The sequence below is a fragment of the Pantoea sp. genome (assembly GCF_032114055.1).
Classification (GTDB): domain Bacteria; phylum Pseudomonadota; class Gammaproteobacteria; order Enterobacterales; family Enterobacteriaceae; genus Pantoea.
The window spans coordinates 268,598-287,306 of record NZ_DAMCTB010000003.1 but is presented as its reverse complement, the minus strand read 5'-3'; the positions used below and the strand labels follow the sequence as shown (position 1 = coordinate 287,306).

Annotated in this window: 16 protein-coding genes and 1 pseudogene; 12 read left to right on the top strand and 5 right to left on the bottom strand. The window is 57.7% G+C overall.

The window, feature by feature from the left end; translation table 11 throughout:
- The first annotated feature begins 64 nt into the window (after positions 1-64).
- Both RT657_RS07775 and RT657_RS07770 read left to right on the top strand, forming a co-directional pair.
- Positions 65-631 (top strand): nucleotidyltransferase family protein, encoded by a 567-nt coding sequence (locus RT657_RS07775; RefSeq protein WP_313653524.1) that lies wholly within the window; start codon positions 65-67, stop codon positions 629-631.
- The gene (locus tag RT657_RS07770) at positions 628-1,611 is read left to right on the top strand and encodes an XdhC family protein (RefSeq protein WP_313653522.1); all 984 of its coding nucleotides are present in this window, start codon (positions 628-630) and stop codon (positions 1,609-1,611) included. The genes RT657_RS07775 and RT657_RS07770 overlap by 4 nt, the downstream gene beginning before the upstream one ends.
- Here the strand turns inward: RT657_RS07770 and RT657_RS07765 are convergent.
- Together RT657_RS07765 and RT657_RS07760 are read right to left on the bottom strand one after the other, a co-directional pair.
- Complete coding sequence (locus tag RT657_RS07765) at positions 1,600-2,691, bottom strand: ABC transporter substrate-binding protein (protein ID WP_313653696.1); 1,092 nt, start codon at positions 2,689-2,691, stop codon at positions 1,600-1,602. The two genes, RT657_RS07770 and RT657_RS07765, sit on opposite strands and share 12 nt — an antisense overlap.
- 34 nt (positions 2,692-2,725) lie before the next feature.
- On the bottom strand, positions 2,726-4,849 hold the full coding sequence (locus RT657_RS07760; RefSeq protein ID WP_313653521.1) for a TonB-dependent siderophore receptor: 2,124 nt from the start codon (positions 4,847-4,849) through the stop codon (positions 2,726-2,728).
- 383 nt (positions 4,850-5,232) lie between these two features.
- On the opposite strand from RT657_RS07760, the gene RT657_RS07755 reads away from it, so the two are divergent.
- From RT657_RS07755 to RT657_RS07730, 6 genes and pseudogenes are all read left to right on the top strand, one after another.
- Complete coding sequence (locus tag RT657_RS07755) at positions 5,233-6,123, top strand: MurR/RpiR family transcriptional regulator (protein ID WP_313653519.1); 891 nt, start codon at positions 5,233-5,235, stop codon at positions 6,121-6,123.
- A 191-nt stretch (positions 6,124-6,314) separates the two neighbouring features.
- The gene (locus RT657_RS07750; protein ID WP_313653518.1) at positions 6,315-8,288 is read left to right on the top strand and encodes an autotransporter domain-containing protein; all 1,974 of its coding nucleotides are present in this window, start codon (positions 6,315-6,317) and stop codon (positions 8,286-8,288) included.
- 131 nt (positions 8,289-8,419) lie between these two features.
- Positions 8,420-8,890, top strand: a complete 471-nt coding sequence (locus RT657_RS07745; protein WP_313653516.1) for a GNAT family N-acetyltransferase — start codon at positions 8,420-8,422, stop codon at positions 8,888-8,890.
- A 103-nt stretch (positions 8,891-8,993) separates the two neighbouring features.
- Complete coding sequence (rluF, locus tag RT657_RS07740) at positions 8,994-9,857, top strand: 23S rRNA pseudouridine(2604) synthase RluF (RefSeq protein ID WP_313653515.1); 864 nt, start codon at positions 8,994-8,996, stop codon at positions 9,855-9,857.
- 104 nt (positions 9,858-9,961) lie between these two features.
- Positions 9,962-10,084 (top strand): annotated as a pseudogene (locus tag RT657_RS07735) (helix-turn-helix domain-containing protein); the annotation flags it as partial.
- A gap of 179 nt (positions 10,085-10,263) precedes the next feature.
- Positions 10,264-10,935 carry a hypothetical protein gene (locus tag RT657_RS07730; RefSeq protein ID WP_313653514.1) on the top strand — a complete coding sequence of 224 codons (672 nt, stop codon included), beginning with the start codon at positions 10,264-10,266 and terminating at the stop codon, positions 10,933-10,935.
- Positions 10,936-10,991: 56 nt separating this feature from the next.
- On the opposite strand, the gene RT657_RS07725 is transcribed toward RT657_RS07730, so the two are convergent.
- The gene (locus tag RT657_RS07725; protein ID WP_313653513.1) at positions 10,992-11,843 is read right to left on the bottom strand and encodes a Vmh family MBL fold metallo-hydrolase; all 852 of its coding nucleotides are present in this window, start codon (positions 11,841-11,843) and stop codon (positions 10,992-10,994) included.
- A gap of 141 nt (positions 11,844-11,984) precedes the next feature.
- Here RT657_RS07725 and RT657_RS07720 point away from each other — a divergent pair, with 141 nt between their 5' ends.
- From RT657_RS07720 to RT657_RS07710, 3 genes are all read left to right on the top strand, one after another.
- Positions 11,985-12,863 (top strand): LysR family transcriptional regulator, encoded by an 879-nt coding sequence (locus RT657_RS07720; protein ID WP_313653512.1) that lies wholly within the window; start codon positions 11,985-11,987, stop codon positions 12,861-12,863.
- A 38-nt stretch (positions 12,864-12,901) separates the two neighbouring features.
- Complete coding sequence (locus RT657_RS07715; protein WP_313653511.1) at positions 12,902-13,321, top strand: VOC family protein; 420 nt, start codon at positions 12,902-12,904, stop codon at positions 13,319-13,321.
- 467 nt (positions 13,322-13,788) lie between these two features.
- Positions 13,789-14,091, top strand: coding sequence for a type 1 fimbrial protein (locus tag RT657_RS07710; RefSeq protein WP_313653510.1), 303 nt, complete (start codon positions 13,789-13,791; stop codon positions 14,089-14,091).
- A 165-nt stretch (positions 14,092-14,256) separates the two neighbouring features.
- Here the strand turns inward: RT657_RS07710 and gabP are convergent, their stop codons facing one another.
- Complete coding sequence (gene gabP, locus RT657_RS07705) at positions 14,257-15,666, bottom strand: GABA permease (protein ID WP_409520984.1); 1,410 nt, start codon at positions 15,664-15,666, stop codon at positions 14,257-14,259.
- Positions 15,667-15,747: 81 nt separating this feature from the next.
- Complete coding sequence (gene gabT, locus RT657_RS07700) at positions 15,748-17,034, bottom strand: 4-aminobutyrate--2-oxoglutarate transaminase (RefSeq protein WP_313653508.1); 1,287 nt, start codon at positions 17,032-17,034, stop codon at positions 15,748-15,750.
- A 110-nt stretch (positions 17,035-17,144) separates the two neighbouring features.
- Between gabT and RT657_RS07695 the strand changes: the two genes are divergently transcribed.
- Complete coding sequence (locus RT657_RS07695; RefSeq protein WP_313653506.1) at positions 17,145-18,635, top strand: PLP-dependent aminotransferase family protein; 1,491 nt, start codon at positions 17,145-17,147, stop codon at positions 18,633-18,635.
- Positions 18,636-18,709: the final 74 nt, after the last annotated feature.

Sequence of the window (18,709 nt, the reverse complement as noted above, 5' to 3'; positions counted from 1 at the left end):
GTCTCAGGGATGCGGGCGCGGACCGGAGTCTGCGCCCGTTTTTTACGCCATCCGGAGCGAAACAGTGAAGATAGCGTTAATTGTGCTGGCTGCCGGCCTGAGCCGCCGCTTTCAGCAGCAGGCGGGCGGGCATAAGCTGCTGGCCGATCTGGACGGCAAACCGGTGCTGCAGCGCACGCTGGAGCAGGCCGCCGCAAGCGGGCTGGATCGCTTTGTCGTCATCCGGCCCGACGCCTCAGCGCTGAAGGCGCTCTGCTGCGGGGCCACGCTGGTCATGTGCGACAGTGGCGGACTGGGCGAATCCATCGCCGCTGGCGTGCGTGCCAGCCGCCACTATGACGGCTGGCTGATTGCGCTGGGGGATATGCCCTTTGTGACGCCGGAAAGTTATCGTGCCGTCGGCCAGGCGCTGGCGGAGGCGTCGATAGTCAGGCCATGGATTGACGGCAGGCCGGGTCATCCGGTGGGGTTTCAGCGCCACTGCTATTCACTGCTAAGTACCTTACAGGGCGATGCCGGACCGCAGGCGACGGTCAGTGCCGCCGCCGTGCGATTACCCCTACAGGATCGTGGCTGTCTGTACGACATCGATCTGCCTGCCGATCTGCACTTAATCAAGGAATTTTCATGATAACGCTGGATCAACGTGTCATTAATGCGGCACTCAGTAGTTGTCAGGCAGGCCAGACAGTCTGGCTCTGCACGGTGCTGCGCACCTATGGCTCTTCACCGCGGGCGCCCGGTACCCTGATGACGGTCAACGAGAACGGCGACTATTGCGGTTCGCTGTCAGGCGGCTGCATTGAAGAGGATTTTCTGGCACAACTGGCGGCGGGGGCCTATCGCGCCAGCAGTCAGCGGGTACGCTATGGCGAGGGCGGGATCCGCCCGGACGTCCGGCTGCCGTGCGGCGGAAGCCTGGAGATTGTCATTGAGTGTTTGCCACCCGACAACGCCACGCTGACGCTGCTGACGGCGATGCAGGCTGCGCTGCGAGGCGACCAGCCCGTGGTCCGGATCATTCCTCCTGGCGAGCGCGCGCAGTGGGAAGTGATCGCAACCGACAGGCGACTGCCTGCGCTGGATGCCAGCGAGGAACAACTGCTTCTGCCTGTCGGTGCAATCCCGGAATTGCTCATTGCGGGCTACTCGACCGTCGCGCATGAATGTATCCGGCTTGGGCAGATGCTGGGTTTTCATGTGCGGGTCTGTGAACACCGGCCGGAGAAGCTGGCGGAGCTGGAGACGCATTTCAGCGAGGCGGATAACGTGACGCTGGTTTCACAGCATCCGGCGCGCTGGCTGGAGCTGAACGGCGCACACGCTGCGGTCGCGATTGTGGCGCTGACGCACGATCCGCGCATCGACGATCTGACGATGATGGAAGCGATCGCGACACCTGCTTTTTACATCGGCATTATGGGCTCGGCGAAAAACAGTGAGAAACGGCGGGCGCGGCTGCAACAGATCGCTGGCATGGACACCACCGAGCTGGATCGCATCCATGCGCCCATCGGCCTGCCAATTGGCAGCAAAACCCCGGCAGAAATTGCACTGTCGGTCATGGCCGATATTGTCCGGGTCAAAAATGCGGGGCCCTCAGCCGCCTGAGTCGGCTGAGGAGGGAGGGAGCCGGTAGAGATAGCTGCCTGACAACGGAATCGGCAGAAAATCACGAAACATCTGTTGCAGGGTCTGTTCAGGATCGACGTCATGAAACAGCCGGGGATAGAGCGTAGTGGCAAAGAATTCTGTTGCCACCACGTGCCACGGGCTCAGATAGAAGTTATGCCAGAGAGCAGCGGCGTGTCCGTTGCTGAGCGCCGCCAGCTGCTTCAGCGCGTTCTGCTGTCCTGTCAGCCTCAGCAGGCTCTGCCGGGTCTGCGCCGGGGTAACGGCCGGGCCGAGCTTCAGCGCCCCGGTTTCATCGGCGCTGCCGGTGCCGGTTGCGAAGTAGAAGTCCGGCTGCGCGGCGATCACGCTCTCCTCACTCAGCCGGCCAAATACCCCTTTAACCTGCGGGCTGGCGATGTTCTCCCCGCCCGCAAAGCGCAGCAGCTCGCCCAGATTCCCGTTCACTGACGTCACGCAGCATTCGCTGCGCCGCCCCAGATGCAGCTGCAACAGCACGGTAGGTTTCGGGCCGTGATAGTGCGCCAGCCGGTCACCGATGCGCTGCATGTGCGTGCGATAAAACCGGTTAAAGTCAGCGGCCCGCTGGGGCTGGTTGAGTATTTCGCCCAGCAGCGTCATGCTGCGCTCGGTATTTTTCAGCAGCGCCACCCGCAGATCGATCTTAACTACCGGAATGTGGGCCGCCGTGAGCATCTTCTCCAGCAGGAGGCTGTTTTCGCTGCCGCGCGCCAGCTGCGGCAGGATCACCAGATCAGGTTTCTGTGCAATCACTTTTTCCGGGTTCATGTCATTCACCCCGTCGAGACCCAGGGCCGGAATCTGGCTGATTTCCGGAAACTGGCGGGCAAAAACAGCCCAGGTCTGGGGATCATATTTTTTCAGATCCAGCGGCCAGCCCGCAATGTGCTGCAGCGGGTTGCCCGGCGTCAGCAGCGCGATGCTGTAGAGCATCCGGCTCTCACCCAGCACAATGCGCTGCGGATGGTCGGGGATCGTCACCTGGCGCCCGGTGATGTCGGTCAGCATGCGGGCATTCACGCCAGATGCGATCGCCATCAGGCTGAACAGCAGCAGCGCGCGACGCAAAGATTTAAAATTCAACACGAGCCTGTACCATCAGGTTGCGGGTTTCACCTTCACGGACGCGCAGATTGCCGCCGCTTGAACTGTAGTAGTGCTGGTTGAACAGGTTGTTGATGTTCAGACGCAGCTGAGTCTTTTCACCGAACAGGCGATTATTCCACGCCACAAAGCTGTCCGCGACAACGTAGTCGGGCAGGGTGAAACTGTTATCCGGGTCGCCCGCCCGCGTGCCGACATAGCGCGCACCGCCGCCCAGCCGCAGCGAGCCCGGTACGCCACTGACCTGCAGCTCATGGCTCAGGTAGAGCGCACCAGCATGACGCGGCGCATTCTGCAGGCGATTGCCGTTGTTGTCCGGGTTCACTCTGTCGCTGACGATCTCTGCCTGATCGTAGCTGTAATTTGCGCTCAGATCCCAGCCGGGGGCAATCTCGCCATTCAGCTCCACTTCCGCCCCGGTGGAACGGGCCTTGTCGATAGGCCGCGTGCTGCCATTGATATTCAGCGACATCGCTTTCTCATCAATCCGATAGAGCGCCAGGGTGGCGAACAGTTTCGGCGAGAGCTGCCATTTGCTGCCCACTTCCCAGCTGGTGCCCTGTTCCGGCTTGCCGACATTGCCCTCATCATCCACATCGGTCGAGGGCGTAAACGACTTGCTGACACTGGTGTAGAACGACAGGTCAGGGGTAAATTTGTAGATCACCCCGGCCTGCGGCAGAAACTTGTTGCCCTCATCGTTCAGGGTTTCCACCTGCGGATTAAAGCCGCGCGAGGCACGCTGCTCATAGTGCTGGTAACGGCCGCCCAGCACCAGAATCCAGTCGGAAGAGAGCGAAATGCTGTCTTTGGCATAGAGCGACCGGCTATGAATCCGATTCAGGTTATTGGCGGCGGCGCTGTTTTCCGTGCTGGCGTCAGTAACGGGCGAGAGCAGATCATACTGCGGAGAGAAGAAATTAAACTGCCGATTTACTCTGCCCTGATACTGATGGGCACGGTAAGTCTGGTTCATCTCATAATCGGTGCCCAGCACCAGCGCGTGTGACATCCCCAGCAGCTCCGGGTTGCCCAGCAGATCCCAGCTTACATATTTTGTTTTGTGGTTATATCCGCGATTGGCGTCGGCGCGACGTGTCATCACGCCGCTACTGGCATTGACCGCCGTCACCCGTACCTCATTATTATCATAACGACGCTGGTTCCAGCCCAGCGTCAGCCGGGTGCGCCACGCCTCATTAAACTGCCACTCATAATTGGCATTCAGGGTTTTGTTGTGGCCCCAGGCGTGATTGGCTTTGTCATCCAGCCGCGATGTGTAATCGAGATCGACAGGCTTGCCGCCGATAAAGGCCGTGCCGCGATCGTAGGGAATATCGTAGCGGAAGTCCGCGTAGCTGATCAGGAAGCTCGCCTGCTCGCCATACCACTGCAGCGAGGGGGCGACCAGGGTGTGATCGTCGCTGCCGAAATTGCGCCAGTAATCCTGATTCTGTTTTTCAGCGATCAGACGGAAAGCGAAACCGTTGCCCAGCGGCCCGGTGACGTCCAGCGTGCCTGCGCCGCCGCCCTCACTGGCGTAACGTCCGGCGACGCTGGAGTGCCAGCTGTACTGCGGTTTTTTGCTGACCACATTGATTACGCCGCCCGGATTCTGAATGCCATACAGCAGCGAGGAAGAGCCCTTCAGTACCTCAACCCGTTCGGTGGTGGCATCGAAATTCAGCCCCTGGCTGCTGCGGATGCCATCGCGGTAGATGGAACCATCCGCATTGCTGCCAAACCCGCGCCGCACAAAGCCATCTTCCGTTCCGGCCAGCGTATTTGCCTCGGCGACGCCGCTGACAAAGCGCATCGCATCCGCCAATGAGCTGGCCTGATAATCCTCCAGTTGCTGCTGCGTCACCACGCTGACTGACTGCGCCTCATCAAGCCGCGCCGTTGGCATTTTACTGGCAACGCTGCTCTCGCCAGCGCTGTAACGGCCATCCTCACCGGCATTCGCGGTCACCGTCATATCTGATGAACTGTCGGTGGCGGCCTGGACCGGCGGCAGAGCAAGGCTGCTGACGATTGCCAGAGTGAGGGCGGAGTAGCGAGCCGGACAACGGATATCTGAACTGTTTTTCATTTTTTCGTTTCTGAAGCGATTAATGCGCTGCAATGCAGGGCGATCCTGGAGGGTGCTGCAACGGGCAGCCACGTAATCAGAGGAGGGTCGCATCCGAAAATGCACCATCCGGACGACAATGTTTCTCATCTGTAATTGAGAATCATTCAATCATCAGCTAATGTAGTAGTAAACAAAATTTGCGTGGAAATGGCTACATTTTATGATGATGCAGTAAGGCATGAATTTTTCATCAGACAGGAATTAAGTTATTGAATTTAAAATATATAGGAAATTGAAATCGTTGGGCGGTGCGCGAAAACCCTGTATTCATCAGGTGAAAGAGAAGGCAGACTGGCGCGTTTACTACATATTTCAGCTTTAAAACCGGCAGCGGGTGCAGCATGAAACAAAACAGAGCAGTGAAAAACAGGGTGGATGTGCTGGCGGAGCGTCTGCGCGCCCGCGAAAAACAGCTCTCGCCACGCCTGCTGGCGGTGGCGCGCTATATCGATCAGCATCGGGAAACGGTGCTGGAGAGCACCGCAATGGAGATTGCACAGCTTAACCATACCTCTGATGCCACAGTGATCCGCGCCATTCAGGCGCTGGGCTTCAGCGGCCTGCGGGATCTTAAACTGACACTGAAAGCCTGGTTTGGTCCGTCGCTGACCTCCGAAGATAAGATGATCACCACCGTCAGCGAAGTGACCAGCGACGTGAACAGTGCCATCGACTTTGTGCTTCAGGGCCACCGGCACGCCTGTGAAATACTGTCGCAGCCGCAGAACCGGGGAGCGGTCGCCGATGCGGTGGCGCTGCTGGGCGAAGCGCGCCAGGTGGCAATCTTCGGCATTAACGCGTCGGGCATTCTGGCCGACTACAGCGTGCGGTTGCTGAACCGGATTGGCTTGCCCGCCTTTTCCCTGAACCGTAACAGCATCGCACTGGCGGAGCAGATGCTGGCGTTACAGCGTGGCGACGTGCTGATCATGATGGCGCAGCAGTCGGCGCACAGGGAAGGGACGACCGTGGTGCGCGAGGCAAAGCGGCTGGATATCCCGATTATTCTGCTGACCAACGCCACCGACTCCTTTTTTGCCCGCGAGGCGAACGTGGTTATCACCGTGCCGCGCGGCGGCGAGAAGGGGCGCATCCCGCTGCACGGCACGATTATGGTCTGTCTGGAGATGCTCATCCTGTCGGTGGCTTCGACGCTGCCTCAGCGCACGGTTAAGACGATGAAACGCCTGCAGGATCTCTATCGCGGACTGAAACCCGCCGGCAAAAAATAATCTTTATCATCAGTGTGCAACACCGGTCTGTGCCGCGTGGGACGGCCGGATTAACGCAAATTTTTCCGCTTTGCGAGCGCGATCTCGCCTTTCAGGCCGTCAATTTTTCAGGACGACTACGCTTACAGCGTGCTGATCCCCGGGGACAGCGTAAACCTTTTCCTTCTCTTTTGATTTGTGCGGAGCTGCTGATGAAACCCCTTCACGCGCAATACCTTTTCTGCTGTGCCACGCTGAGCCTTCTGTCACCGCTGCCTGCGGCGGCCTGGGATAACCTGACCGTCTTTGGCGATAGCCTGAGTGATGGCGGAAACGTCGGGCGTTATACCTATGACAGCGCAACTCATCCGCTGTATGACGAGATTGTGGCGCAGTCGCTGGGCGATACCCTGCGCCCTTCATCGCAGGGCGGACGCAACTATGCTGAAGGCGGCGCCGTAGCGGTGCCCGCGATCGATCCCCAGTTCAACACTCAGGATCAGCTCGCCAGCTACCTTGCTGCGCGTGGCGGACGGGCGGATGCGGATGGGCTTTACATTCACTGGATTGGCGGCAACGATTTAGCTGCGGCGGCGTTATCTCCCCTGACCGCCCGGCAGATCGTGGACAACAGCGCCAGCGCCGCTGCTCTGCAGGTCAGCCAGTTGCTGAATGCCGGAGCCGGAACGGTCATTGTGCCGACAGTGCCGAATGTCGGCGCGACGCCCGCACTGCTGCAGGCGATTCTGCAGGTGCTGGGGCCAGCCGCACAGCCTGCCACAGCGGCGCTGTTTCAGTCGCTGAGCACCGCCACCACGGCGGATCGTGCCGCCAGGCAACAGGCGATTGAAACCGCACTGGGCGAGGCGGCAGGTCAGATTTCCTCGATCCCGCTGATTCGTGATGCCATTGCGCAGCAGCTGATCGCCGCCTGGCAACTGCTCAGTCAGCAGGCCGCGCTCCTCACCGATCGCTACAACCAGATGGAAGAGCAGGGGCTGGTGGCCGCAGGCGGCAACATTGCCCGCGTCGATATTAACGGATTGTTCAATGAGGTGATTGATAACCCCGGTCTGTATGGTCTCAGCAATACCGCTGGCATGGCCTGCCCGCCGGGCGTCTCTGCGAAGGACTGCACCCGCGCAACGCCGGGATTTTCTCAGGCGCAGCAGTATCTGTTTGCTGACCGCCTGCACCCCAGCCCGGCGGTTCATGCGCTAATCGCTGACTATGTCCTGTCAGTGCTGAATGCGCCGCTACAGGTGGCGGCGCTGAGTCAGGCGCCCGCTATGCTGGTGGGTGATGCGCACAACACGCTGGATGGCCATCTGCAGCAGCAGCGGCAGCAAGCCGCCGATGCGGGGGCATTTACAATGTTTGGCGGCTATGCCGGACAGCGGCGTGATTTTCGCGGCGACAGCCTGCAGGATGGCGATGCCACCAGCGCCACCGGCACCGTGGGCGTGGGCTATCAGCTCAATGATAACTGGCAGGCGGGTGCGATGCTTTCGACCACCTCTCAGCGCCAGCAACCCTCGTCGCGCTTCGATTATCGCCTGCGCGGCAACATGGTGGCGCTCTGGAGTCAGCTCACTCATCCCGCTGGCGGATGGATTAACGCGGATGTGCACTATGCAGATCTCGATTTTGATCACATTGCGCGTCAGGTCCGGCTGGGACCGGCAACCCGCACCGAAAAGGGCAGCAGTAACGGCAGCCTGATGGGCATGCGGCTTCAGACCGGCTGGGATTTGCCTCTGGGCAGCTATGTTTCTACCGGCCCGATGGCCAGCTATGCGCTCGACTACACCCAGGTTGATGGCTATAACGAGGCAGGGAACAGCAGCACTGCGATGCGCTTTGGCGATCAGACCCTGCATTCACAGGTCGGCTCGCTGGGCTGGCGCATTGACACCAAAGCGTTACCGATTAATCCCTGGGCGCAGGTGAGTTATAACCATCAGTTTGGCGACAGTGATTCGGCCGTTACCACCGGGCTGAAGTCCACCCGCACCGCCTTTACCCGCAGCAGCGCAGCCCGTGATGATAACTGGATTGATATGGCCGTCGGCGCGAGCGTGCCGCTCGGAACAGCGGTCAGTGCCTTCGCGGGCGTCTCGGCGATAGCAGGCAACAGTGACACGCATCAGGTGAGCTGGAATATCGGGCTGAACGCCCGCTTCTGATCGCGCTGAACGTCGCCCGTCGCGGCAGAGAAAACCGCGACGGCGCGTTCTGAACCAGCGCGGCACGCCGCTGCAGAAGCCCGGTAGACAATGTGATAACGTAGCGGTCACGTTTCCGGCCGGAGAGCAGCATGATTGTCAGACAGGCGTCACCCGAAGAGGCATACCGTTTATGGACTATCCGCAATCTTGCCATCCGTCATGGCTGTGAGCAGGTTTATCCCGCCACTGTCATCGCCGCCTGGACGCCGGACAGGATGCCCGCCAGCTTTCCCGCCATGATCCGCGAGAACCCGTTTTTTGTGATCGACGGCCCTGACGGGAAAGCGGTTTCGACCGGCGCGCTCGATCTCGCCGCCGCCAGCGTAGAAGCGATTTTCACCCGGCCGGACTGCACCGGGCAGGGCATGGCGGGGCTGATCCTCGACACCATCAAAGGGGAGGCGCGGCAGCGTGGTTATCAGCAGTTGACGCTTGCGTCGACGCCGAACGCGGTCAGTTTTTATCAGCGGCACGGCTTCCGGGTGCTGGGCGAAAGTCTCTATCCTTCAAAGCTGGCGGGCAGCGATTTACGCTGTATGGAGATGGCCATTACGCTGTAAAGGTCTGCGGTTGCCGGGCGGATAATGTCGGGCAAAAGTTTCCCGTGCAAAGACTTCGCAAGCTCCCGTCGGTAAGGTATAGTCCGCGTTTTTTGGAGGAATCATGCTGACTGGCTCATCAACGCGTCTCAACAAATACATCAGCGAGAGCGGTATCTGCTCACGTCGCGACGCCGATCGTTTCATCGAGCAGGGCAACGTTTTCATTAACGGCAAACGCGCGACTGTGGGTGCACAGGTGTTTGCAGGCGATGTGGTGAAGGTGAACGGTCAGCTTATCGAACCGCGCGATGAAGACGATCTGGTGCTGATTGCTCTCAATAAGCCGGTGGGGATCATCACGACGATGGAAGAGGGCGAACGCGATAACATCAGCGATTTCGTCAACCACAGCAAACGCGTCTTCCCGATTGGCCGACTGGATAAAGATTCGCAGGGCCTGATTTTCCTTACCAACCACGGCGATCTGGTCAATAAGATCCTGCGGGCCGGAAATAACCACGAAAAAGAGTACGTGGTCACGGTCGACAAACCAATTACCGATGAGTTTATCGCCGGGATGGGCGCAGGCGTGCCAATGCTGGGTACGGTCACCAAAAAGTGCAAAGTAAAAAAGGAGGCGCCGTTTGTCTTCCGCATCACCCTGGTGCAGGGGCTGAACCGGCAGATCCGTCGTATGTGTAAGCATTTTGGCTATGAAGTGACGAAGCTGGAACGTACGCGCATCATGAACGTCAATCTCAAGGGATTGCCGCTGGGCGAATGGCGCGACCTGACCGACGACGAACTGATTGAGCTGTTTAAACTGCTGGAAAACTCGTCGTCAGAAGATAAACCCGCGAAGAAAGCGAAAGCCCCGGCCAGAAAGCCGCAGAAAAGCGCGGCAAAACCGGCAGAGAAAGCGGACGCCAGCGGCGCTTCCCGTAAACGTTTCGCACAGCCTGGACGAAAGAAAAAAGGCCGTTAATCCTTATCAGACGCAGAGGCGAAACGGGTTCTCTGCGTCATTGTTACTCCCCGCTCATCTCCCTGACTGCGGCGCCTTTAACCGCGAGACCGCTTACCGGTCCCCACTATCTGCACATCGGCGAAACCACCTGGCAGAATTGGGAGCAGGGCCGGCCCAGACCCAATGCCCAGGCAGTATTGCTTATCCGCATGGTGCAACAGGATCCTGAAACGCTCAACACTCTCACCTCTGACCAGGCTGGCCATTCGATTGCGAATGCACCAGCTGCCCTTACATTTCCCCCATCACGCCATGCCTCTGACATCCTCTGGCAGATTAAGCCCAGACACATTCAGAACATGGACACTTTTCACCCCGATCAGGGCGTGGCAGGATAGGCGCAATCTAACAAGGAGTGTGCCTGATGTTGCTGAAAGGTATGAACGATCCGCTGCTGAAAGCGTATCAGCATCCCAAATCACGGTTGATGATCAACCGCTTCAGGGGGCTGGCGGGGGATCGACGACTCAGTGACTGGCAGGCGTTCACCATTCTGGTTACCGGCTTCACCAATTACTGGTTTGTCCAGGCCGGACACTACCGTATCAACGTGACGCTGACCAAAACCCGCCAGTTCGACTTTCTGCAGGACTTCCTGCACTTCACGGTCACGCTGGATGGGTTGCTTGGCGATGAGCATTTCCGCAGCCCGGATTTTCTCCTGCCGCATTACGACGTGCCTTATGAATTCTGCCGCTGGCGCAATAAGCGTGGCTATGACGCCCTGACCACCTATGTCAGTAAACATGGTGTGAAGTCGCATAAAGGGATGTTTGTCGCGGCAGAAGGGGCCTCCCCGGAGGAAAAGGTGATGAAATGGGAGGGGGTGGTCAACGTCTATGACAAAGCCTTTTTCAGTATGACCAACTTCAACACTACGCAGGCATTCCTGGTCAAAGACATCACGAAGGCGATTCAGGAGGGATTACTGAAAAACCTGAGTTTCTACCGCGATCTGTATGACTATATTTTCCCGACGCCCGCCGAGGCCCGGTTACAGGCGCGTGACGACAGGCGCTCCCTGGCTAAACGGTAGCGCCTGCAGTACATCCGTTGCGTTTCAAAGCGTCAGCAGGATCACCGATCCCGCTCTTACCATTTCATCTCGCCGGTATTCACTTTCGCGCTGAGTTCCAGCGATCCTGGCTCGGCCAGATCCGGCCAGGCCTGCATCATGTCAGCAATCACCTCATCAGACTTTTTATGCTGCGACAGCGTCTTCTCAAAACTTTGCAGGTAGCTGAGCGTGAAATCGACCGCCTGCGAGCCGGCAGGTCGCGCACCCAGATAGTGACCCGGAATCACATTCCTGGCCTTAAGGCCCTGCATCTCAGTCAGGATATGCCGCCACGCTGCGCGACTCTCCGTACTCTGCGTGTCCGCCGTCCAGACGTGAATGCCGGAGGAGAGCGCCGTGCCGCCCAGAATGGTGCTTACAGAGGGGATCCAGACATAGGCGGCATACTCTTCAGGATGACGCAGTTCCAGCACCTCACCATCGACGCGAAAGCGGGTCAGATGCGTCACCTCAGGCAGGAAGAGTTTGTCCGGCGCGCCCTGCTTCATCTGTGGACCCCAGTATGTCAGCTTCGCTTCGTGAGTCTGCTGGATATGTTTCACGACCGCAGGGGTGGCGACTACCTTTACGTCCGGCCAGGCTTTCATGATCGGCTGCAGGCCAAAGTAGAAGTCAGGATCGCCAGAGGTGATCACGATTTCACTGAGCTTTTTATTGCGCTTCTTAATCATCTCCACCAGCTTCTCACCATCCTGGGTGCTGAACTGGGCATCAAACAGAATCGCTTCAGTTGGCCCGTAAACCAGCGTGGAGGAGACAGGGAAAATCGCGTTCGTCTGTGGGTTGTAGGTTTCCAGTTGCAGCGTGGCTGCACTGGTGGCAGAAGAAGCCAGCATCAGCATGGCTGGGTAAATCAGCGTTTTCATCGTCTCTCCTCAGAGCGTGTGACCCGGTTCAGTCAGCGACCGGGCGCGTTGGCATGTCAGTGGCGCTATTTTACTCATCAGGCAATCTGTTAGAATTCCCGCAATCGGAGATGCTGAGTTTCATAATTCGGGCAGGTGAGAGTGGACAGAGTGACGGCGGCAGCGGTATTTAACCGGATATGTGAGTTGGGCAGCCTGAGTGCGGCTTCACGGGCGCTCGGGATTTCGCGACCTATGGTCAGCCGCTATCTGGAAGAGATGGAAAAGTGGGCCGGAACCCGTCTGCTGCATCGCTCGTCGCGTCGGCTGACGCTGACGCCCGCCGGAGAAACGATCCTGCAGAAGACCCGGCAGCTGGCGCTGCTCTCGGAGGCTATCCAGCAGGAAACGACCCAGGCCATTCCGGCAGGTACGCTGCGTATCGCCTGCGCTCACTTTACCGCGATGCATCTTGTCAGCCCGCTGATCCCCGATTTTCTTACCCGTTATCCCGCTCTGCGCATCGAACTGGACATCAACAATCAGCCGGTCAGCCTGATCGGTGAGCGAATCGATCTCGCTATCCGTATTACGAATGCGCCTGAGCCAGGGGCGATTGCCCGCCAGCTTGGCGAGTGTTGCTCTGTACTCTGCGCCTCGCCAGACTATCTGCAAAAGCACGGTACGCCGCAGACGCCCGGCGATCTCGCTGACCATAACTGTCTCTGTTACAGTCAATTTGCCGGACAGAGCTGGCACTTTACGACGCCAGAAGGCGCGAAAACCGTCGTCGCAGTCAGAGGAAATTTCAGTGCTGGCATCTCGTCATTGCTGTGTGAGGCGGCGATTGCGCATTGCGGTATGACAATGGTGCCGGAACAGGAGGCTCGTCAGGCACTGGCAAACGGAAAACTGGTCAGGCTGCTGCCGGACTATGAGCCGCAACGTATTGGCATCTGGGGACTCTACCTGTCGCGCGAACATCAGTCAGCTGCGCTGAGGCTGGTGCTGGATGAACTGCAAACCCGACTCCGCGACTGAAATCAGTCGCGGGTATGACTGTGAAAAGGAAAAGATTTATGACTACCGGGCAGGAACAGTACTGGAATCCGATGGTGCCGGAACTCACCGTCACAGACTTTGCCACGTCGTTCCGTTTCTATACCGACATACTCGGCTTTGAGGCAAGGATCGTTCGTCAGCAGCCCGATTTTGCCTATCTCTGTTACGGGCGGGTACAACTGATGATTGAGGCGTGGCACCCGCAGGGCTGGAATACCGCCGAACTGAGCTGGCCGCTGGGCCGGGGCGTCAACTTTCAGATTGAAGTGGATGACATCGAAGCCGTTTTGCTGCGTTTGCAGCAGCACAAAATCGCGCTCTACCGGGCGTTACGTGATAACGACTATGACATCGGCGGCACTACAGCCTGTCAGCGGGAGTGTCTGGTTCAGGATCCGGATGGTTATCTGCTACGATTCAGTCAGTTTCTGGAATAGGCGGTTATCCTGACTGTCACAATTAAAGGCACACAGGAATAAGGGTTTTTTAGCTATGCCCGCCAGGCCTTTTTATTTTTGTCATTCGATATATAAAAATAATCTGAATGAAGCCAGCATAGCAAAGCGAAATATCTCCTTTTCTCATGCAGATGCCATTTTTTTAACATCATGCGGACACGGCCAGGAAAGTCAATTACGCGGTAATGAAGGGCATTAAATGTTAAAAAATCTCTCTCTCTATTTAGATTTGTTACTTTATTTCCTGGCAATAATTAACATTTTTCAACACGATTTTGATATGTCTGCTACGCGCTTCACCCATGAGAAGATAAGCTTTATCAGGAAGAAAACAGAAAAGATTAATCCGGTAAATAACCTGAAGATTACAAATAATAATTTATTTACCACTTAACTTTTTAATGTGTGGGCCGATAAAGAGTAATACATACTTCAGAGGGCACACCATGAAATCATTACTCTCTCTTTGTCTTACCACTCTGCTTATCGCGCTGTCAGCGCCTGCCTGCGCGGGATCCCGGTCAGGTACCATCGTATTTACCGGTGCTATTATTAACGGCCCCTGTGATATGAATATCGACCAAAACCCTGTGGTATTTAACTGCTACGATCCGGCCAGTGGAAAAGCTTTTGTTAAAACCGCAGATATGACGAAGCCAGGATCGCTGACCGAATTACCGGTTGAAGTAAAGATGCACTGGATTGATCCTGAAAAAAATACAGGGATTATTGAAGTCACTTATCTCTGACTTGTCTGCCCGATTCTTACACTCTATTAAACGTCCATGTTACAGGTAATGTTGACGCACTCAGCAGGACGCTGAACCTTTTACGGTGGAATAATCAGAAGCCTTTGCATCTGACAGAAAAATGCCCGCCTTTGAGGCAGGCATTTTTATCGCGTTGAACCTGCGTCAGGAGGGATCAGACGATCGCTGCGTAAAATATTTGGTTGCCGGACGCGTCTCCTTTTTACGCCGCAGCACCAGGCTGGTGGCGATAATCAGCAGGGTCAGTCCACCGGTAGCCAGCAATTCGGCCTGATGACGGGCATCAAACAGCATAATTACCAGTACTGCCGAGATGAAAAGGATGGTGAACCACGTCAGACCGGGAAATAACCACATCCGGTAGCCCAGCACTTCGCCCGCTTTTTCACGTTTTTTACGCAGCACCAGATGCGAAACGGCGATCACCAGATAGACCAGCAGGGCGATTGCTCCCGATGTCGCCAGCAGGAACTCAAACACGACGCTGGGCGCCACGTAATTGGCGATCACAGCCAGAAACGCAGCAGCCGTGGAGAGCAGCACTGCAACCCAGGGTGTGCCGCTACGGTTGGTGCGCGAGGCGGCAGCAGGCGCATCTTTACGGCGTGACAGCGAATAGAGCATACGCGATGAGGTGTAGAGTGCCGAGTTAAGACAGCTGCACACCGCCATCAGCACCACCAGGTCGACAATCAGCCGGGCGTGCGGGATATTCATCGCCTGCAATGCTGTCTGCCAGGAGCCCTGCTCAACCAGCCCGGACGTGTTCCATGGCACCAGCGCCACAACGAAGAAAATCGACAGCAGATAGAACAGGGCAATACGCCAGATGACCGAATTGGTAGCCTGAGTAATCTGTTTGCCCGGATTTTTTGACTCTGCGGCGGCGATGGTGACGATCTCTGTTCCCATAAAGGAGAACATGGTGGTCAGGATAGCCGCCACGACCGCGCCCATGCCATTCGGCATAAAACCATGCGTGTCATAGAGGTGCGACAGGCCACTGGTGTTGCTGTCGGGCAGCAGTCCGAATACCGCCGCACCCGCCACGAGCAGAAACAGAATAATGGCGACCACTTTGATCAGGGCAAACCAGAATTCGAACTCACCATAATTTTTTACGCTCAGCAGATTCGTGATGGTCAGCAGCAGCGTAATCGCGAAAGTGAACTGCCAGATGGCTACGTCCGGGAACCAGGCATGCAGGATCGTTCCGGCTGCATTGGCCTCCAGGGGAATGACCAGAACCCAGAACCACCAGTAGAGCCAGCCAATGGTGAATCCGGCCCAGCGGCCCAGTGCCTTATCGGCATAGGTTGAGAATGAACCTGAATCAGGCGAGGCGACTGCCATCTCGGCCAGCATCCGCATAATCAGTACGACCAATGCACCCGCAGCGGCATAGGAGATCAGCACGGCAGGGCCGGCTTCCGAGATAGCATGGCCGGAACCGACAAACAGTCCGGCACCAATCACGCCAGCAATCGAGAGCATACGCACGTGGCGGGGTTTCAGGTTTTGAGCCAGCGAATCTTCATTCGCACTCTGAGTCATCGTCATGTAAACGTCTCCAGGCGACGTCCGGCCCAGGGGGCCGGACGAACGGGGATGAACTTGCGTTAACGCACAGTGGGATCAGGCCGGAACGACGGGATGTCCGGCTGAGGCGACACAGTGACTGATCACTGAAGAGAGGATGTTCAGTGCCTGACTGAACTGGGCATCCGGGATGGTCAGCGGATAGAGGAAGCGGATAACATTGCCTTTTGCGCCGCAGGTCAGCAGCAGCAGGCCCTGTTCCATCGCCATTTTCTGAACTGCCTGGGCGGTGCTGGCCTGATAAAACTCCATCGCCACCATTGAACCCAGCGCACGTATTTCCGCAATGTCCGGATGTCTGCGCTGCTGCTCATGCAGTTCCGCTTCCAGGCGGGCACCGAGATCCACGGCACGCTGGCAAAGCTGCTCCTCTTCGATCACATCCAGCACCGCATGGGCTGAAGCAATGGCCAGCGGATTACCGGCGTAAGTGCCACCCAGTCCTCCCGGTGCCGGCGCATCCATGACCTCTGCACGTCCCGCGATGGCGGAGAGCGGCATACCCCCCGCCAGACTTTTCGCCATGGTGATGATATCGGCCTTCACCGGATAATGTTCCATCGCGAACAGCTTACCGGTGCGGGCAAAGCCGCTCTGCACTTCATCCGCAATCAGCAGAATACCGTGACGATCAGCCAGCTCACGCAATTGCACCATAAACTCCACCGGCGCGGCATGGAAACCGCCTTCACCCTGAACCGGCTCCAGCACGATGGCGGCAACATCATGCGGGGCGATATCCTGGGTGAAAATCTCATCGAGGCTGGACAGTGCCGCTTCGATGCTGATCCCCTGAACCGCACTCGGATAGCGCGCATGAAAAACGGAAGGCGGCATCGGACCGAAGTCACGCTTGTAAGGGGCGACTTTGCCGGTCATCGCCATCGTCATAAAGGTTCGGCCATGAAACGCGTTTCCGAAGGTGATAATGCCGTGACGACGGGTATAGGCACGCGCCACTTTCACGGCGTTTTCAACCGCTTCAGCACCGGTGGTAAAAAAGGCTGTTTTCGCGGAACCGGCGACAGGTACACGTTGGTTAATCCGCTCGGCCAGCGCGATGTAGCTCTCATAAGGGGTGATCTGGAAAGCAGTATGGGTAAACTTTGTTAACTGATCCGCAATGGCCTGCTCAATGCGCGGATGGCGATGGCCGGTGTTCAGCACCGCGATGCCGCCCGCGAAATCGATCCAGCTGTTCCCTGCCTGATCCCATAAGGTGGCGTTTTCTGCCCGGGCAACGTACCAGTCGCACAGCGTACCGATGCCTTTAGGGAGAGCCTGTGCTTTGCGCTGTTGCATCAGGTTATTTTTTTCGCTCATTTAATCCACCTCGTTATATTGCGTATTTACAATTCCCGACAAACACGTTTATTTATGCCTGAGGCGAGGTGAGTTGCCAGAGCCAATTGTGAGAGTAAAGGTGGAGCCAATTGCGACTCTTGTACGCAGATCATCTATTAGCACGGTTACAGTTTTTAAGAACAGGCTCATTACATCAGCGGCTGCTGAACTGCATGCAGGCCGCGATCGCGGAAGAGGTGTTTCCGCGCGGGAGCCGTTTACCGGCAACGCGCGATCTGGCGCGTGAACTGGGCGTATCACGAAATACGGTGATGCATGTCTATGAAAGTCTGATGGCGCAGGGGTATGTCACCGCGCGCACCGGCAGTGGTACCTGGATCGCCGAGACGCTGCCGGAAACCTCGCTGCAGAGTGAGGCGGTGGCTGACCTGCAGGCGGTCAGAGCGCAGCGCCCGGCCACACTGTCAAAACGCGGCGCCTCGCTGCTTGGTCATGCCAACGCGTCACCCTGGCAGTGGGGGGCGTTTGTGCCCGGCGCGCCGGACGTGACTGAATTTCCCCATAAGCTCTTCAGCCAGATTCAGGCACGGTTAAACCGCGAGCCTGATGTGCATCGGCTGGTCTACAGTAGCGGCGGGGGCTGTCCCGATCTGCGGCATGCGCTGGTCGATTACCTGCGGGTCGCCCGCTCAGTGCGGGCCGATGCAGACCAGATCCTGATCACAGAAGGCGTGCATCAGGCGGTTGATCTGGTCACGCGGGTGCTCTGTGATCCCGGCGATCGGGTCTGGATGGAGGAACCAGGCTACTGGGGTACCCGTAACCTGCTGCGCATGAATGGCCTGAAAATTCGCGCCATGCCGGTGGATGAGCAGGGGCTGGTGCCGGACAGCGGCCCCGCGCCGAAAATGGTTTTCGTCACGCCATCGCATCAGTATCCGCTGGGTGTCCACCTGAGCCTGGCGCGCCGTCAGGCATTGATTGCCCTGGCGCGTCGTCATCAGAGCTGGATAGTGGAGGATGATTACGACAGTGAGTTTCGTTTTTCCGGGCAGCCGCACCCCTCGCTGCAGGGGCTGGAAGCTGATGCACCGGTAATTTACATGGGCACCTTCAGTAAAACGCTCTATCCCGCGCTGCGAATTGGCTACCTGGTGGTGCCCAAAACTCTGGCACAGCCGCTGCGACTCGCCGCTGCGGAACTCTATCGCGGTGGACATCTGCTAATACAGCGGGCGCTGGCGGAGTTTATCCGTCTGGGCCACTACATGGAGCACATCCGGCGGATGCGGCTGCTCTATCGTCAGCGGCGACAGTTTCTCTGCAGGCTGATTGAGCGTTATCTGGGACCCGCGTTTCTGCCGACCTTCAATCATGAAGCGGGACTGCATCTGGTGATGCCGCTGCCGCCAGGCAGTGACGATGTGGCCATCGCCGCCGGGGCACTGAAGCGCGGAGTCAAAGTGCGGCCGCTTTCGCAATATTATATGCACCCTCAGGAGGCGCGCGGGCTGCTGCTGGGTTACGCCTGCGTTAATGAGCGCCAGTGTCAGGATGCCTTCGGCACACTGAAAGCCTGTCTGGCATCGGCCGGTATCATATTCAGCCCGCAGGGTTAACGGCGTTTCAGCCAGGGCAGTTTCGGGGCCGCCCTTGTGCTGACGCATTGACATTTAATCAGCGTCACCGAGAA

Coding starts and splice junctions, on each gene's coding strand:
- gabP (WP_409520984.1), bottom strand. CDS start 15,666: ATGACTCAGAGTGCGAATGAAGATTCGCTGGCTCAAAACCTGAAACCC.
- RT657_RS07750 (WP_313653518.1), top strand. CDS start 6,315: ATGAAACCCCTTCACGCGCAATACCTTTTCTGCTGTGCCACGCTGAGC.
- RT657_RS07755 (WP_313653519.1), top strand. CDS start 5,233: ATGAAACAAAACAGAGCAGTGAAAAACAGGGTGGATGTGCTGGCGGAG.
- RT657_RS07710 (WP_313653510.1), top strand. CDS start 13,789: ATGAAATCATTACTCTCTCTTTGTCTTACCACTCTGCTTATCGCGCTG.
- rluF (WP_313653515.1), top strand. CDS start 8,994: ATGCTGACTGGCTCATCAACGCGTCTCAACAAATACATCAGCGAGAGC.
- RT657_RS07745 (WP_313653516.1), top strand. CDS start 8,420: ATGATTGTCAGACAGGCGTCACCCGAAGAGGCATACCGTTTATGGACT.
- RT657_RS07765 (WP_313653696.1), bottom strand. CDS start 2,691: ATGGCGATCGCATCTGGCGTGAATGCCCGCATGCTGACCGACATCACC.
- RT657_RS07730 (WP_313653514.1), top strand. CDS start 10,264: ATGTTGCTGAAAGGTATGAACGATCCGCTGCTGAAAGCGTATCAGCAT.
- RT657_RS07715 (WP_313653511.1), top strand. CDS start 12,902: ATGACTACCGGGCAGGAACAGTACTGGAATCCGATGGTGCCGGAACTC.
- RT657_RS07725 (WP_313653513.1), bottom strand. CDS start 11,843: ATGAAAACGCTGATTTACCCAGCCATGCTGATGCTGGCTTCTTCTGCC.
- RT657_RS07770 (WP_313653522.1), top strand. CDS start 628: ATGATAACGCTGGATCAACGTGTCATTAATGCGGCACTCAGTAGTTGT.
- RT657_RS07760 (WP_313653521.1), bottom strand. CDS start 4,849: ATGAAAAACAGTTCAGATATCCGTTGTCCGGCTCGCTACTCCGCCCTC.
- gabT (WP_313653508.1), bottom strand. CDS start 17,034: ATGAGCGAAAAAAATAACCTGATGCAACAGCGCAAAGCACAGGCTCTC.